Consider the following 16,080-nt stretch of genomic DNA (forward strand, 5'->3'; position numbering starts at 1 on the left):
GGTAGAGTTTTGATGGCAAACACACCGATAAAATTATTAATAGCTGCTAGTGGGACTGGTGGACACTTGTTTCCGGCGATCGCCCTGGCGGAAAAATTGCCAGATTATGAAATTCAATGGTTGGGTGTCCCGAATCGTTTAGAAACTCAACTTGTTCCTACACAGTATCCTTTGAATACTATTGCAGTTGAAGGGTTTCAGCAAGGATTGGGATTATCCACAGTCCGGATTTTACTGCGGCTGATGGCGGGGATTGTGGAAGTTAGACGCATTCTCAAAGCAGGAGATTTTCAAGGTTTAGTCACCACTGGCGGTTATATTGCTGGACCGAGTGTGATAGCGGCGCGTTCCCTGGGTTTACCTATAATTTTTCATGAATCTAACGCTTTACCAGGTAAAGTCACCCGGTTTTTTGGCCCTTGGTGCAGTGTAGTGGCGTTAGGATTTGCTGAAGCTAGTAAGTATTTACCACGTGGGAAAAATACCTATGTGGGTACTCCGGTACGGACTCAATTCCTCGATCAAGGACTGAATACATCATTGGATTTACCTATTCCTGATGGTGTGCCTTTAATTGTAGTTTTTGGTGGAAGTCAGGGTGCGGTAGCGGTAAATAAGTTAGTTCGCCAGTCAGCTCCTGCTTGGTTTGATGCCGGTGCTTATGTGGTACATTTAACGGGCGATCGTGATCCAGAAGCAGACAGCCTCCACCATTCACAATATATATCATTACCGTTTTACGACAATATGGCAGCTTTGTTAAGACGCGCCAACTTAGCCATTAGTCGTGCGGGTGCGGGTAGTTTGACAGAATTAGGGATATGCGGAACACCAGCTATTTTGATTCCTTATCCCTTTGCAGCCGAAGATCATCAAACCTATAATGCGGATATATTTACTCAAGCTGGTGCAGCCTTAACTTTTAAGCAATCTGAGTTAACCACAGAAATATTAAAAACTCAGGTGTTGAATTTATTAAAATCACCCACAGAATTAGCGAAAATGGCTGAAAATGCCAAGGCGATCGCAGTTCCTGATAGTGCCGAAAAATTAGCGGCTGTAGTCCGTGAGATCGTGGAAATGTCGCCAGAAAGATAAATATGAATTTTAGGCGATCGCCATCCCTGTAAAAATTAGCTTAACTACCCATGTCCGACCAAAAACCTCTCAGCCCTTGGAACTACAAACCTTGGTGGTGTCAACCCTGGTCTATACTCCTCACAGGGATCACACTAATTACTAGTAGTTGGGTGATATTTAAAACTATTTGGCTCACGGTGATTGTTGCTATTCCTGTGTTGACATGGATGGGATTTTTTCTCGTAATTTGGCCAAAAATGATGATTCGTAGCGGCGTATTAGAGTCATATCAAAATGATTCCATAGAGCATTGATTTATTAATCACAAGCACCGCCACCCAGTATTAACCTAGAGAAAGATACCCTAACGCCTAAAATTTGTCAGAATTGAAAGCATAGCAGATGTTATGGAGTAGTTAAATGACAAATAACAACGTGAGGATTGTTTCTTTAATTCCCAGTGGAACCGAGATTGTAGCCGCACTAGGGTTGACTAATGCCATTGTCGGGCGATCGCATGAATGTGACTACCCCCCAGAAATCCAAAATCTCCCCATTTGTACCCAACCACGCATAAACTCCAACCAACCCAGCAGCAAAATTCATGATGATGTCAACAAATTGTTGCAATCTGCTTTAAGTATCTATGAAATCAAAACCGATATTTTAGAAAAATTACAACCCACCCATATAATTACTCAAGACCAATGTGATGTCTGTGCAGTCAGTCTCAAAGACGTAGAAAAAGCCGTTGCGACTCTCCTTCACAGCTCACCGAAAATTATTTCCTTAAAACCTAATACCCTCAAAGATGTGTGGCAAGATATTCAGCGAATCGGTAATATCTTCGCCGTAGACTCAGTTCATATCCTAGAAAATTTAGAAGCTCGCGTCAAAATTTGTCAGCGAAAACTCCAAGGATTATCCTTAACAGAAATACCCACCGTAGCCTGTATTGAGTGGATAGATCCGTTAATGACTGCGGCTAATTGGATACCCGAACTAGTTAACCTAGCCAGAGGTGAATCACAGTTTAGCTTCACGGGTCAGCCTTCCACCACCATCTCCTGGGAAACACTATTAAACAGCAATCCAGATATTATTATTTTTATGCCCTGTGGCTTTGACCTCGATCGCACTCGTCAAGAAGCACAACTTTTAACTCAGCGCCCAGATTGGCAAAAACTTCACGCCACCCAGAGCGGTAGAGTTTATATTACCGATGGTAATGCTTACTTCAATCGCCCAGGGCCAAGACTGGCAGACTCTCTAGAAATCCTAGCAGAAATTTTGCATCCAGAAATTTTTGATTATGGCTATAAAGGAACCGCATGGGATAGTTTATCCGCCCAGTAATCACGCTTCCCCCAAAACCCAGCCTTTACTTCCAACTAGCAAACACAGCTAAACCGTAATATTTCCAAGGTACGGCGACAGTCTTAAATCCAGATGTCTTCAGCATTTGCAATTGAGTATCTAAAGTAGCCAATTGGTCTTGGTGAGAATATCCTTGTTGAGTACTACTACCTCGTTTAGCCCGTACCTCAGTTAAATCATTTCCCTGTTCAGCCAACCATTGTTCTCGTGCTGCTTGATAAACTGCTGCTAATGTGGGTGATTCTGCTAATATGGGGTCGGCATTACCAAAATAACCCCCTGGAATCAGACTCGCCGCAACACGCTGGAATAACTTCAGCTTCATTTGATCATCAAGATGGTGAATTGCCAAAGACGACACACAAGCATCAAATTCACCACCAATATCGAACTGATGAGGATTTTCTGCCCATTCGCCAAAGTCAGCTTCTATCCCAGTCCAACGTTGTTTATATCCAGCATCTGCGATTTTAGCACCAGCAAATTCTAACATTCGCGGTGAGTAATCTAGGGCAATGATTTCCGCATCAGGACAGCGTTGGCAGATTTTTACAGTCAGTTCCCCTGTACCGCAACCCAGTTCTAAAATGCGGCGACTTGTGACCGGGAGACACTGGGTAATTACCTCCAACATTTCATCATATCGGGGTAACAGTTGGCGAATACCATTGTCAAAATCCGCAGTATTAGCGAATACTTCTCCAGGGAATATTTGTTGCATAAGAATTGGCAGAGATCATATAAATGTACTCTTCAAGCATAGCTTGGGCGCGTCTGTACCGGATATTGCTAGAATAAGGCAATCATATAGTCAGCTATCACTAATTTACAAATGCAGCAAATCGGCGACCAAAAACCACCATAAGTCAGCACAAAATAGCCGATAATAGAATTATTTTCTCATCTATGAGTTCCCCTTGGTAACACTAGCCTCCGAATTTTATTCCCATACTTGGGACACTATATGTTGCAGCTTGTAATCATTGTATTTGTTGTTATTTTAGGTTCAGCAATTTGTTCTGGTACAGAAACAGCACTGTTTTCTGTTTCTCGCCTCAGAGTCAGACAATTAGCACAATCCAATAAACGTTCAGCTGTTGCACTTTTGGCGATTCGGGAAAATATGAATCGACCGATTGCAACCATTGTAATTCTGAATAATATTTTTAATATTGTTGGGAGTATCCTCACAGGTAGTATTGCTAGTCAAGTATTAGGAGATACTTTGTTGGGGATATTTTCCGGAATGTTTACTTTTTTGATTATCATCTTTGCAGAAATTATTCCAAAGACAATTGGAGAGCGTTATTCTGAGCAAATTTCCCTGCTCACAGCCTTACCTGTAACTGGTCTTTCTATAGTTTTTACACCGTTGGTTTGGATTATTGAAAATCTGACTGCACGCTTTTTTAAAACCAAAAAACGTCCTACAACTAATGAAGCTGAAATTAAGTTACTAGCGAATATTGGTCAACAGGAAGGGATTATTCAAAGTGATGAAGCAGAAATGATTCAACGCGTGTTTAGATTAAATGATGTGACAGCCGCAGATTTAATGACACCGCGAATTATTTTGACACATTTACGGGGTAATCTTACCCTTGAGGAAGCTAAAAAAGATATTATTGGCTCACAACATACCCGGATTATTGTAATTGATGAATCTATTGATGAAATAATTGGATTTGCTTTAAAGCAGAATTTACTCACAGCAATGGTGGAAGGTAATAATCAGGAAAAGATTGCTACTTTAGCGAGGAAAGTCCACTTTGTTCCTGAGTTAATTCGAGCTGATAAATTGATGAAAAATTTTATTGCGGCGCGGGAACATTTGGCTGTGGTGGTGGATGAATATGGTGGTGTAGCTGGTGTTGTGACTTTGGAAGATGTGTTGGAAGTAATTACTGGTGAAATTGTGGATGAAACTGATAGAACTGTTGATTTACAAGAAATTGCTCGTAAGAAGCGGGAAAAAATGTTGCAGTCTATTAATGTTGGTAATCCTGGTTAAAGATATACAGCAGCCAAGGAGATTAGGACATAAACGGATAATAAAAACCCGTCCCTACTCCCCATTCCCTACTCCCTACTCCCTACTCCCTATTCCCCATTCCCCACTCCCCACTCCCTACTCCCTATTATTCGTCTATTTGACCGAGACGACGGATGTTTAAAATGTCGGTCATTTTTTTAATTTGAATAAATACTTGCTCTAGTTGCAGGCGATCGCGTATATCTATTCCTAAATCAATCAACGCTGGTTGACCAAGAGAAGTTTTTACCTGTGCATGACGCACATTAATTCCCTGGTCACTCAACCGGGATAAGATATCCTTCAAGACTCCCACACGGTCAAGGGCTTCGATTTGCACATTCACAGGGTAAGTTTGGGGACGGCTGATGTGTTCGGTAGCTAAGTTCCAACTCACCGGTACTAAGCGTTCATACTCCACAATTTCCAGATTATTGCACCCTTGACGATGGATAGAAATTCCCCTACCCCGTGTGACTACACCAATAATTGGTTCCCCTGGTATGGCGGTACAACAGCCAGCTATGTGATATACCAATCCTTCTACCCCAATAATGGGTGAATCACAAGGACGTGTGCTGGGAGGAGGGAAATCGCGGACAGTTTTTGATGTAGTTGGTAATTCTTTTCCGGGGAATAAAGGAATCACATTCCCAGGTTGTTGTCCTTTAGCTACTTCTCGCCAGCGATTTAGCACTAGGTTGAGAGTAACTTCACCATAACCTAAGCCCGCGAGTAAATCTTCTGCACTGTGATAGTTACACTTTTCCGCTACAGTTTGCATTGCGTCTGATTTGAGTAAACTATCAAAACCGGTTTTACCCAGTTCTTTTTCTAATAACTCCCGCCCACGAGCCACATTTTCATCCCGGCGCGATCGCTTGTACCATTGTTTAATACGATACTTAGCAGCAGAACTACTGGCAAAGTTCAACCAATCTAAACTGGGATGGCTGTTCTTTTGGGTAATAATTTCCACAATTGCGCCGTTTTGTAACCCAGTGGATAAAGGAACCATCCGACCATTCACTCGCGCCCCTGCACAGTGGTTTCCTACTTCTGTATGAATATGATAAGCAAAATCTATACAGGTAGCACCGGGACTTAAAGGTACAACATCCCCCTTTGGGGTGAAGACATAGACATCATCTTCAAATAAATTGTCTTTGACACTATCAAGATACTCTTGAGCATCCTTGAGATCACTTTGCCATTCCAGCAGATGCCTTAACCAAGTAAACTTTTCGTCTGCATTGGTCAATTGGCTAGTAGAACCACCAGTTTCTTTATACTTCCAATGGGCTGCAATCCCATATTCGGCGACATGATGCATTTCTACGGTGCGAATTTGGATCTCCAACGGACGGCCAGTCAGCCCAATCACTCCAGTATGCAACGACTGGTAACGGTTAGGCTTTGGCAATCCAATATAATCTTTAAATCTAGAGGGAATGGGGCGAAAAGCATCATGAACTACTGCCAAAGCCCGATAACATTCCTCATTAGTCTCGACGATAATCCGCAAAGCTGCCAAATCGTAAATTTCATGGAATTCTTTTTGCTGCCTTTGCATTTTTTGATAAATGCTATAAAGGTGCTTGGGACGACCACTGATATCATGACAGTGAATACCAGCTTGCTGCAAACGCTCCCGCAACATATCTGTAGTTTTGGCCAGTTTTTCTTCCCGCGCTGTCCGTTTTTCAGAAACATACTCCTGCATTTGCCGGAAAGCTTCTGGTTCCAGGTATTTAAAAGACAAATCTTCCAGTTCCCATTTGATGCGCCACATTCCCAGGCGATTTGCTAAGGGGGCAAAAATATCTCTGGTTTCTTGAGCGCTGCGGCGGCGGCTGGACTCTGACATATACTGTAAAGTTCGCATATTATGCAAACGATCTGCCAGTTTCACCACAATTACCCGGATATCCTGCGCCATAGCCAAAAACATCCGCCGAAAGTTTTCTGCTTGGCTTTCGGTTTTACTAGTGAAATTTATTTTAGAAAGCTTGGTGACACCTTCCACCAACTGGCGGACTTCTGCGCCAAAGTGGGTTTCTATGTCGTCGCTGGTGACATCTGTATCTTCAACTACATCATGAAGAAATCCAGCTGCTATCATAGCAGGACTGCCCCCTAAATCTCGGAGCAATCCAGCGACAGCAACCGGATGACTGATATACAGTTCTCCCGATTTGCGGTACTGTCCTTCATGCAGTTGATAAGCAAATTCAAATGCTTTACCAATTAAGACTGCATCACTATACCTTCGCTCTTCTTCACCTTCGCCCTTAAATGTTGAAGACTCCCATAAACATTTATGAAGCCATTCCGGAAGGGCAAGTTCGGTTGTGGAATTTACAAGTATGCTGCTCATAATAATTAGGTTTAATGGTGGTGGGTAGATAGGTCGGAAACGTTTAAAGGCAATGGATAGCACCGTTGAGAAAAAATGCTAGTTGCCAAAATGAGTATGATTTTCGAGTTAACTTGGGTAATTATCCATACAGCGATTCACAAATCTTATGTGAGAAAATAGATTTATGGCAAATAAGGCCTCAAAGCGTATTTGAGGTTAATAGTTTTTAATAATAAGTTAAAAAAGTTTATCCTATAAGAGAATTTTCTTGACACTAATACTATCTTAACTAGCACTGAATGTCTCTAAATCTTGAGAAATATCAGACACTAGCAAATTTGCTAGAACAAGTACGCTTTTATACTACAGCTACTCCAGTCAATGCACCTGAACTGCGAAAGGGTGTAACTTCTTTGCAGCAACTGTTTCGCCAGGAGATTATCCCTTTACCGGATGGGGATTCACGGGTATTATCTTATCGGACTGAAATCAGTAAGCAGCTGCGTTTGTTAGAAATTGATGTCATGTTTTTCCAAGGATCGCGGCAAGTATCTACTGCTGAGGAGAGGCTGAAAACGATCAGCGATCGCCTAACTACTCTTATTCAATACTGCACAGCTATTCTGCAACCACCATCGGAGGAGGAAACATAACCATTCTGGGCGTTTTGCTCTGTTTCTGACATCATCTCATGTTTTTCTGGCAATTGACAGTTATTTTAGTAACAAGTTGCAAAATGGGGAGTGAGTAAGGGCGGGTTTAAGCCGCGAGGAAATAGAAACGATGCTGAATTTAAATTTGCTGAAAGAAACTAGAGTTTATCAAGAAGCAAAAGAAGAAGGCGAATTAAAAGGCGAACTAAAAGCCAAATTAAATATTTTGCCCAAGCTTGTACAACGAGGACTTAGCATTCAGGAGATAGCAGAATTATTAGAATTAGATACTGAAACAATCAGAAAGGCTTTGGGAGACAATTCTTAAAATTCCGGACTTACGCAAAATACACAAATTAATCAAAGTTTTTGCGTGAGTTCTGTTTAATAAAATCCCCATTCTTCAGCTAATCTGATAGACTGGCGGGAATTTAAACTTATTATCTTTTCAAGGCTAAAAATTAATATATGAGTGAAGCTTTATTGTCCATTGAGAATCTCCGTGTAGCTTATCCTCAGAGTCAGGAAGAATCAGAGACCTGGGCTGTGGATGATGTATCTTTGACTTTGCAAGCTGGGGAAACAATGGGTTTGGTGGGTGAGTCTGGTTGTGGTAAATCGACTCTGGGAAGGGCTGTAATGCGCTTGTTACCCCTTGATAGTCGCGTTGAGGGGCGGGTGTGGTTCCAGAAAAAATTAGTGTTTGATTTAATACCTGATGAGTTGCGGAAATTTCGGGGGGAGGCGATCGCACTAATTTTTCAAGATCCCATGACACGCCTTGATCCTTTAATGACCATTGGGAAGCATTGTATTGAAACTCTGCAAGCCCATTCACCACAGTTATCCACTAAGGAAGCGAAGGAAATAGCGATCGCCACTTTAGAAAAAGTCAAGATTCCCGCCAGTCGTTGGGGTCAATATCCCCATGAGTTTAGCGGTGGAATGCGTCAACGGGTAGCCATTGCGTTGGCTTTACTTCTCAACCCTAAGTTAATTGTGGCTGATGAACCCACCACTAGTTTAGATGTCACAGTTTCGGCGGAGATTTTACAAGAATTAACCCGCCTATGTCGTGAGGAAAATATGGCGTTGCTGTTAATTTCTCATGATTTAGCGATGGTGGGCGAGTATTGCGATCGCATCGGTGTGATGTATCAAGGCAAAATGGTAGAAATGGGTGCTACTGAAACCGTATTTAAACAACCCCAACATGAATACACGCGATCGCTATTAGCAGCAGCTTTACATATTCAAGCAGTAGATGACAGCACCAAGGAACAAATTTCCCCATCACCAATATTACGGATTACAGAACTACAGCAGCACTACAAAATAGAACCAAATTTCATTGAAAAAATCTGGAAAAAATCAGGGGAAACAATTAAAGCCGTCGATGGAATTAACTTAGAAATTTATGACGGAGAGATTTTAGGATTAGTGGGAGAGTCAGGTTGTGGTAAGAGTACCCTTTCCAGGACAATATTACAACTGATTCGTCCTACTGGGGGCAAAGTAGAATTTTTGGGACAGGATTTCACAACTTTATCGCGCCAGGAAATTCGGGCTTCTCGGCGACAAATACAAATGATTTTTCAAGATCCTCATGCTTGTCTGAATCCGGTAATGACCGTGGGACAAAACATAGCTGATCCTTTATTTATCCATAAGTTAGCTGATGCAAAAAAAGCCAAATCAGAAGTTTTATGGATGTTAGAAAAAGTAGGATTAACACCCCCAGAACTTTATTATCAACGTTATCCATCTGATTTATCTGGGGGACAACAACAACGAGTGGCGATCGCCAGGGCTTTAATTACTCGTCCTCAACTGTTAATCTGTGATGAACCTGTAAGTATGTTGGATGCTAGTGTACAGACACAAGTTCTGGATTTAATGTTAGAACTAAAAGCCGAGTTTAAGTTAACTTATTTATTCATTACCCATGATTTGTGGTTAGCGCGGTTCTTGTGCGATCGCATAGCCGTCATGCACAGTGGAAAAATTGTCGAACTAGGAACAACAAAACAGATTTTCAGCGATCCCCAACACCCCTACACGCAAACTTTACTAGCAGCCGCCCCCTTATTAGCCCGTACTTAGGAAACACCAAAAATTAGCTAAATTGAGAACCAATAATCATACTACCAATACCACCATCAGTAAAGATTTCTAACAGTAAGGCATGAGGTATCCGACCATCAATAATATGTGCTGCACTTACCCCTTGGGCCAGCGATCGCACACAACAATTCACCTTGGGAATCATTCCACCACTCACTGTACCATCAGCGATTAACTCGCGGGCTTGGCGAATATCTACCTTCGGAATCAAAGTCGATGGTTCATGATAATCCTTGAGAATACCCGGCGTATCAGTCAGTAAAATTAACTTTTCTGCACCCAAAGCCGCCGCAATTTCCCCCGCCACCGTATCTGCGTTAATATTATAAGCTTGTCCCTTCTCATCTGTAGCCACGCTAGAAACTACCGGAATATAGCCATTACTAGAGAGAGTTTCCAAAATTTTAATATTTACAGTACTCACCTCACCCACAAAACCGATACCCTCTTGATCCTGGGGACGGGCTGTAATTAAATTACCATCCTTACCACACAGTCCCACAGCCAAACCCCCAGCCTGGTTAATTAGGGAAACAATTTCCTTATTTACCCGACCCACCAAAACCATTTCCACCACATCCATAGTCGGTGCATCTGTTACCCGCAGACCATTCTTAAATTGTGCTTCAATACCCAGTTTATTTAACCAACTATTAATTTCTGGTCCACCACCATGTACCAGAATTGGACGCAAGCCAACGCAAGATAAAAAGACAATATCCCGCATTACCTTATCTTTGAGGGTGCTATCTTTCATCGCCGCACCACCATACTTGACCACAACCGTGCGACCCACAAACTGTTGAATGTAAGGTAGTGCTTCACTTAGTACACGTACACGAGTAGCTTCCGTTTCCCTGATATATTCAGAATCGTTATCCATCACTAGGGGCTATAGAGATTTAAAACCTATCTAGCCAGTGTAAAATAATTTGGAGTCTGCAACAATCTCACCAAAGTAACTTTACTCAGTAGAAAATAGAGAAAAAGCTGTTTTCACACAAAAGACCCAGACAGTAATATCAGCCTCCTTCCATATTCATAGCTGCTAACATAGCTTGCTGACTCACCTGTTGATAAACAGTATTTAAATATTTCGTCACCAGATCACCAGCAGTTACACTTACGCCACTGTCTTCCGTTTTCCCTAAAGGAATCGCGCCTAAAACATCTAAGACCGTTTCGCTACCCGAAGGCGTAATTACTACCAAAGAAGACTCTAGAGGTTCCTGATATTCCCAGAAAGAACCCAGATTCACAGACAATGATGGCTGAGTCGCCTGTTGAGTCTCAGCTGTGGGAGGTGCTGTAACATCTACCTTAGCACCGCGTAGTTGACGTAAATCACTGATAATTTGCTCTTTCGTGCGTCCCCGTAATTGAAACAACACAAAGGGATCTTCACTAAAGCGATCGCCCAACTGATAATATACAGCACCAATATGTTTACAAGGATTAGCTTTATCAGGACAAGAGCATTTACTGTGAACATCAGACAGTGTAAAAGGAAACAAAGACAAACCATTAGCTGTAAACACCTCCTCAATATTTTGAGGCATTTCCCCCGCCAACAGCTTGGCTGCAAAAATTGCTCTTTGGGACATAGTTTCAATCACAAAATCCCATTCCTCCCCACTGAAATGGTCAATAGAAAGAGAAACTTTATAAGGTTCAGGTTCACTACCTTGGACTTTAGCTAATACCTTTGCCCCTTTAAACTCGATATTCAAAACATTTCCCTGACGAGAATAATTCCTCGCCCGTTCCAAACGCTTTTTAAACCGATAAGAATCAAGTAACTCCAGCCACTTTTGTGACCACCATTCCCGGCTAGCTTGCAGAGTTTCGTTATTCATAATTAAATGCAAAAATAATGATTTTAGTCCATAAATTGTTCTAAATTATTTAACCAATTTTCCAAATCTTCTACAGTATTTAAATCAAATATTGCCTCTCCTAAAGCCTCGATGACTTCTATATTTAAACTCCTAATTTCGGTTTCTAATTCTCTAGAAATTTGTCCAATTTTTTTATTAATTTGCCGGAGAATTAATTTTTTTTCTCTTTCAATACCTCTTTCAATGCCTGTCTCAATTCCTTCTTCCATCCAACTAGTGACAATTTGCATAACTTCCTCCTTCTCTTCTTTGATTAATGTGCCTATTTCTACCTTAAATTTCTCTTCTTCTATTTTATTCAATCTCAAATAGGTGTCAATGAACCCTGATATCAATTGCATTTTGGCTGGATTTAATTTTAAGGTAACTAATAACCTTAAACATTCCGCCTTTACTTTTGGCCTATCTTCTGGTGCTATATTCATTTTTGACATCAAAGCCGATGCAACTGGATTTGAACGAGTTAAAAAATCTCGCCAGTTGAGTTGATTCAGTTGCACTACTTGATAATTAAATTTTAGCACTTCAAAATCAGGAAAGTTGATTTGATAGTTATTCACTGCTACGGTTTTCGGTGAGTCGTAAGAAAATATAACTATCGGATATATTGGTAAGTCCAGTTTTTCATCTAATCTCGCAAAATAACGAAACATTCTTTGATTAAATTTCGGTCTTGCACCTGACTCAGCTTCAATATGAATCACAAAGTAAGAAGGTTGACCTAAAAATTTAACTTTAACTATTAGGTCTGTTTCATATTTGTCTCCTGCGGTGACATCTGTAAATATTTCCTTGTCTAAAAATGTAGTAGATGTGGTGTCTATATATTCGATAACTTTGGGAAAGAATAATTCTATAAATTCTATAAAAAAGTTTGATATTAGTTCTTTGAATAAACGGTCATGGTCTATCTTGTTTATCATCTTTTTACTTAACTAAAGAAAATTAGAAAAAAGTTTTAATTGCTGGTGCTATGTTCATGTAGCTTTTCCTAATCATATAAGCTATATCATAACCCCCTACTAGCTGAAAGGCGGGTGGAATTCTTATACTATTTTATTTTTCTTTAAACTTCATCTTCTTCAATTATAGAACCGCGATCAAGTATGAGTAAATCACGCAATTGGTCAGTATCCATTTCAGTTAGCCACTCCTCACCAGCACCAACCACTTGTTCTGCTAATTGTTTTTTACTTTCAATCATGTCATTGATTTTTTCTTCTAATGTGCCAGTGCAAACAAATTTGTGTACCTGCACATTTCGGGTTTGACCAATGCGAAAAACTCTATCTGTAGCTTGATTTTCTACTGCTGGATTCCACCATCTGTCAAAGTGAAATACATGATTAGCCCTAGTTAAATTCAATCCTACCCCACCGGCTTTTAAAGAAAGAATCATAATCGGTGGTCCTTGGGGGTCATGTTGGAAACGGTCAATCATTTCCTCTCGTTGCTTTTTACTGCTACCACCATATAAAAAGAATATTTCTTTCCCTAGTGTTTGCTGTAAATGAGCTTTTAATAACTTTCCCCATTCAGCAAATTGCGTAAAAATTAAAGCTCGATCTCCTGACTCTAAAACCACATTTAACATTTCATCTAGTCGTTGCAGTTTAGCAGAACTATATTCTTGCAAAGTGGCTAATTTCAAATATTGGGCTGGGTGATTACAGATTTGTTTAAGTTTAATCAGTAAAGCTAAAATCATCCCCCGACGTTGCACACCTGAAGCAGAATCAATTTCAGCTAAAGATGCTTCCACAACTTGTTGATAAAGTTCACCCTGTTCAGCAGTCAGTCCACAAAAAACCGTCATTTCCTGCTTTTCTGGTAAATCTTGAATAATATCACGATCCGTTTTCAGACGACGCAGAATAAATGGTTGCACTAAACCCCGCAACTGATTTAAAGATGCTGTGTCACCATACTTTTGAATTGGCATAGCAAAACGTCTCTGGAAAAATTGACGATTCCCCAAATAACCGGGATTAAGAAAATCTAAAATAGACCATAACTCCTGTAGTTTATTTTCTACCGGCGTACCAGTTAGGGCTATACGAAATGTCGTTTTCAAATCCCGTACTGCCTGAGATTGTTTAGCTTCAGGATTTTTGATATTTTGAGCTTCATCTAATACAATTACCTGCCAATCAATTTTCTGCAAAGTTTTAATATCACGGGGAATCAGTGAATAACTAGTAATAATGACATCGCGTTTTTCAACTGCTTCTAGAAAAGCCTTACCTTTAAAACGTTTATCGCCGTGATGCTGTAAAACTTTAAGGATAGGCGCAAATTTTTTAATTTCCCGTTCCCAGTTACCTAAAATAGAAGTTGGACAAACCAGCAACGTAGGATTTTCTAGTGCATCCTGTTCCTTCAAATGTAAGAGAAAAGCAATAAGCTGAATTGTTTTCCCCAGTCCCATATCATCAGCCAAACAAGCACCTAACCCCCAACGTTGTAAGAAAGCCAGCCAAGCCGCACCTCTTTCTTGATATGGTCGCAACTTTCCTTTAAAATTGGCAGGTATTGGGAGAGGTGTGATAGTTTGATTATTCGTTAGCGCCCCAATTAATTCTTGTAAATTCCCAGAGGCTTCAAAGCTAACCACAGGTAACTTTTCAATCGCTTGGGTATCTCCAGAACTCAGACGTAAAGCATCTTCCAAAGACAGCGCCATTTCGTCTTTACGACTAGCAAAAAATGTCTGTGCAGTTTTAATATCTTGGGGGCGCAATTCCACCCACTCGCCCTTAATTTCTACCAATGGGCTATTTAAAGCCACCAATTTATTAAATTCAGTTTTAGAAATCGTCTGTCCACCAATAGCCAATTTCCATTGAAAATTCAGTAAACTTTGTAAACCCAACCGTCCCTGCTGTTGTTTTTGGGTTTCAGCACTGATTTTCAAACCCAAACGATTCGCCCATCCTTCCCGGTTAGCCAAACTAGGAGGTAGAATTACCCCCAAACCACTATCTTCAAATCGCCAAGCCACAGACTTAATAAATTCATAAGCTTGTAATGGGTTGAGGTGACAAGATTGGGGATATTCTGTTTCTAAACTGGGCGTAATCGCTGGATACAAGCGGGAAGCTAAACCCAATCCCCGTAATAAAGTTTCCTGGGGTTGATCAATGGTGCGATTTTGATAAACTAATTGTTCAACTGGGTGATTCCAAATAGTTGCTGCATCCACTAAAAAATCAGGATCATCGAAACCTTGGAGAAAATATGTCAAAATCCAATCTGTTGACCCAGATGCAGGCGGAATTAGTTGGAAACAGGCACGAAATAAGGGTTTTCCTACCAGTTGATATTGCAACGGCATAGTCCAAGATTTCAGCGCCGCTTCCAGTCTTTCTACTTCCATTACATCTGCATTAACTGTGTGAGATGCAGTCATTAAACCTTGTAACCACTGTCGCACTGCTGATGGTAGAGTAGCCATCATTCTCGTTTCTAATAACGGTTGAGAAGCTAGCATTCCTCGTATTTGGGCATCTATGGTGCTGTTGAGAAAGCTTAATAATAATTCCTGGGGTTCAGAGGGAAAATCTACATACATTATGGATGGGTCAGATTCCTCTGCACTCCCTACACCCTGCTGATAAGTACGACAAGCCAAAGGCATTTTTGCTGAAAATTTTTCTAATCGTGTGCCATCCACAGCACTTTCTAATAGTACTTGCCACCTAGCAACAATAGAACTATCAGATTTGCGTTGGATAGTAGGCAAAAATTTACATCGAGAAATTAAATCTAAACTCCAACGGGCAACCTGTGACCAAAAATGTAAGTCTCCAGCAAATAAATTATTTTCTTCCCTCGTAGCATTTAAGGGAATATTAGAGAGAAATTTAATGGCTTCACTAGGGTTAAGACAAAAGCCTTCGACTCGCCACGGTTGGAGATATTTAGGTGAGTTATTTTCAGATACTAATTTGGCCGAATGTAACGGCGCAATAAATTCTATTTCTTGCTGATTATTTTCTAACAGATGAGTTGGTAAATTAATGATTTGAGAGTGTGTTGCTAAGGTGGTTTTAGTCGCAATTTTACTTTTACGACTTCTCCCAGTGGCTGTAACAGCAACTTGGTTTTGCTGCATTAAATTAGCAATTTGGCTATTTTGAGAATTCAGCCACTCACTCAACTCAACTGCTGTCATGGCCAATGGATGCGGTGGTATATCTGGGGATGTACCATACTCAAATTTTACTTGTGATGAACGCCATGTTTCACCCCAAATGAATAAACAACTATTGTGGTTTTTCAGTAACCAATTACCGTGTAAAATTGCCATCTGCTAACTACTCAAATTATTATTTAACTAACTTATTTACTAAGTATCTGATTATTGAAGTTAATCAATAAAATATTTTTAGGTTTTTGATATAGCCGAAATTACTGTTCTGTAATCTGGGTAAAGATGAGTATTTAGATATTGGAAAAAGAAGAAATAAAATATCATATTATTTGTTATTTAACTTACCTTTTGATCAAGGTTATAAAAAAATTACTAATGGAAATAAATTAGATGCAACCTCAAGA

Annotated in this window: 13 protein-coding genes; 7 read left to right on the forward strand and 6 right to left on the reverse strand. The window is 40.4% G+C overall.

What is annotated here, in order from left to right; all coding sequences use genetic code 11:
• Positions 1 to 12 precede the first annotated feature (12 nt).
• The 3 genes from murG (at position 13) to VB620_RS14630 (ending at position 2,436) form a co-directional block, all read left to right on the forward strand.
• The gene (gene murG, locus VB620_RS14620) at positions 13 to 1,098 is read left to right on the forward strand and encodes an undecaprenyldiphospho-muramoylpentapeptide beta-N-acetylglucosaminyltransferase (protein ID WP_323196884.1); all 1,086 of its coding nucleotides are present in this window, start codon (positions 13 to 15) and stop codon (positions 1,096 to 1,098) included.
• A 50-nt stretch (positions 1,099 to 1,148) separates the two neighbouring features.
• Positions 1,149 to 1,394, forward strand: a complete 246-nt coding sequence (locus tag VB620_RS14625; RefSeq protein ID WP_323196885.1) for a DUF6737 family protein — start codon at positions 1,149 to 1,151, stop codon at positions 1,392 to 1,394.
• Positions 1,395 to 1,500: 106 nt separating this feature from the next.
• On the forward strand, positions 1,501 to 2,436 hold the full coding sequence (locus VB620_RS14630; RefSeq protein WP_323196886.1) for a cobalamin-binding protein: 936 nt from the start codon (positions 1,501 to 1,503) through the stop codon (positions 2,434 to 2,436).
• A 25-nt stretch (positions 2,437 to 2,461) separates the two neighbouring features.
• Here the strand turns inward: VB620_RS14630 and VB620_RS14635 are convergent, their stop codons facing one another.
• Positions 2,462 to 3,178 carry a class I SAM-dependent methyltransferase gene (locus VB620_RS14635; RefSeq protein ID WP_323196887.1) on the reverse strand — a complete coding sequence of 239 codons (717 nt, stop codon included), beginning with the start codon at positions 3,176 to 3,178 and terminating at the stop codon, positions 2,462 to 2,464.
• Between the two features lie 243 nt (positions 3,179 to 3,421).
• On the opposite strand from VB620_RS14635, the gene VB620_RS14640 reads away from it, so the two are divergent.
• Positions 3,422 to 4,468, forward strand: a complete 1,047-nt coding sequence (locus tag VB620_RS14640; protein WP_323196888.1) for a hemolysin family protein — start codon at positions 3,422 to 3,424, stop codon at positions 4,466 to 4,468.
• Between the two features lie 127 nt (positions 4,469 to 4,595).
• Here VB620_RS14640 and VB620_RS14645 read toward each other — a convergent pair whose 3' ends face one another.
• A complete protein-coding gene (locus tag VB620_RS14645; protein WP_323196889.1) occupies positions 4,596 to 6,866 on the reverse strand; it encodes a RelA/SpoT family protein in 2,271 nt (756 codons plus the stop codon).
• A gap of 281 nt (positions 6,867 to 7,147) precedes the next feature.
• On the opposite strand from VB620_RS14645, the gene patD reads away from it, so the two are divergent.
• The 3 genes from patD (at position 7,148) to VB620_RS14660 (ending at position 9,604) form a co-directional block, all read left to right on the forward strand.
• Complete coding sequence (gene patD, locus VB620_RS14650) at positions 7,148 to 7,501, forward strand: heterocyst frequency control protein PatD (RefSeq protein ID WP_323196890.1); 354 nt, start codon at positions 7,148 to 7,150, stop codon at positions 7,499 to 7,501.
• Positions 7,502 to 7,631: 130 nt separating this feature from the next.
• Positions 7,632 to 7,829, forward strand: a complete 198-nt coding sequence (locus VB620_RS14655) for a hypothetical protein (RefSeq protein ID WP_323196891.1) — start codon at positions 7,632 to 7,634, stop codon at positions 7,827 to 7,829.
• A 140-nt stretch (positions 7,830 to 7,969) separates the two neighbouring features.
• Positions 7,970 to 9,604 (forward strand): ABC transporter ATP-binding protein, encoded by a 1,635-nt coding sequence (locus VB620_RS14660; RefSeq protein ID WP_323196892.1) that lies wholly within the window; start codon positions 7,970 to 7,972, stop codon positions 9,602 to 9,604.
• A 13-nt stretch (positions 9,605 to 9,617) separates the two neighbouring features.
• Here VB620_RS14660 and argB read toward each other — a convergent pair whose 3' ends face one another.
• From argB to VB620_RS14680, 4 genes are all read right to left on the reverse strand, one after another.
• Positions 9,618 to 10,511 (reverse strand): acetylglutamate kinase, encoded by an 894-nt coding sequence (gene argB / locus VB620_RS14665; RefSeq protein WP_323196893.1) that lies wholly within the window; start codon positions 10,509 to 10,511, stop codon positions 9,618 to 9,620.
• Between the two features lie 136 nt (positions 10,512 to 10,647).
• Entirely contained in the window at positions 10,648 to 11,481 is an 834-nt protein-coding gene (locus VB620_RS14670; protein WP_323196894.1) for an SWIM zinc finger family protein, read from the reverse strand.
• Positions 11,482 to 11,504: 23 nt separating this feature from the next.
• On the reverse strand, positions 11,505 to 12,446 hold the full coding sequence (locus VB620_RS14675; RefSeq protein ID WP_323196895.1) for a DUF4351 domain-containing protein: 942 nt from the start codon (positions 12,444 to 12,446) through the stop codon (positions 11,505 to 11,507).
• A gap of 143 nt (positions 12,447 to 12,589) precedes the next feature.
• Positions 12,590 to 15,832, reverse strand: coding sequence for a DEAD/DEAH box helicase (locus VB620_RS14680; RefSeq protein ID WP_323196896.1), 3,243 nt, complete (start codon positions 15,830 to 15,832; stop codon positions 12,590 to 12,592).
• Between the last annotated feature and the right edge of the window lie 248 nt (positions 15,833 to 16,080).

Source organism: Nodularia harveyana UHCC-0300, from assembly GCF_034931085.1.
Taxonomy (GTDB): domain Bacteria; phylum Cyanobacteriota; class Cyanobacteriia; order Cyanobacteriales; family Nostocaceae; genus Nodularia; species Nodularia harveyana.

Excerpts from the sequence above, each read along its gene's own strand:
- VB620_RS14670 (WP_323196894.1), bottom strand. The coding sequence starts at position 11,481 with ATGAATAACGAAACTCTGCAAGCTAGCCGGGAATGGTGGTCACAAAAG.
- VB620_RS14645 (WP_323196889.1), bottom strand. The coding sequence starts at position 6,866 with ATGAGCAGCATACTTGTAAATTCCACAACCGAACTTGCCCTTCCGGAA.
- VB620_RS14635 (WP_323196887.1), bottom strand. The coding sequence starts at position 3,178 with ATGCAACAAATATTCCCTGGAGAAGTATTCGCTAATACTGCGGATTTT.
- VB620_RS14625 (WP_323196885.1), top strand. The coding sequence starts at position 1,149 with ATGTCCGACCAAAAACCTCTCAGCCCTTGGAACTACAAACCTTGGTGG.
- VB620_RS14680 (WP_323196896.1), bottom strand. The coding sequence starts at position 15,832 with ATGGCAATTTTACACGGTAATTGGTTACTGAAAAACCACAATAGTTGT.
- murG (WP_323196884.1), top strand. The coding sequence starts at position 13 with ATGGCAAACACACCGATAAAATTATTAATAGCTGCTAGTGGGACTGGT.
- VB620_RS14640 (WP_323196888.1), top strand. The coding sequence starts at position 3,422 with ATGTTGCAGCTTGTAATCATTGTATTTGTTGTTATTTTAGGTTCAGCA.
- VB620_RS14655 (WP_323196891.1), top strand. The coding sequence starts at position 7,632 with ATGCTGAATTTAAATTTGCTGAAAGAAACTAGAGTTTATCAAGAAGCA.
- VB620_RS14675 (WP_323196895.1), bottom strand. The coding sequence starts at position 12,446 with ATGATAAACAAGATAGACCATGACCGTTTATTCAAAGAACTAATATCA.
- VB620_RS14660 (WP_323196892.1), top strand. The coding sequence starts at position 7,970 with ATGAGTGAAGCTTTATTGTCCATTGAGAATCTCCGTGTAGCTTATCCT.
- patD (WP_323196890.1), top strand. The coding sequence starts at position 7,148 with ATGTCTCTAAATCTTGAGAAATATCAGACACTAGCAAATTTGCTAGAA.
- VB620_RS14630 (WP_323196886.1), top strand. The coding sequence starts at position 1,501 with ATGACAAATAACAACGTGAGGATTGTTTCTTTAATTCCCAGTGGAACC.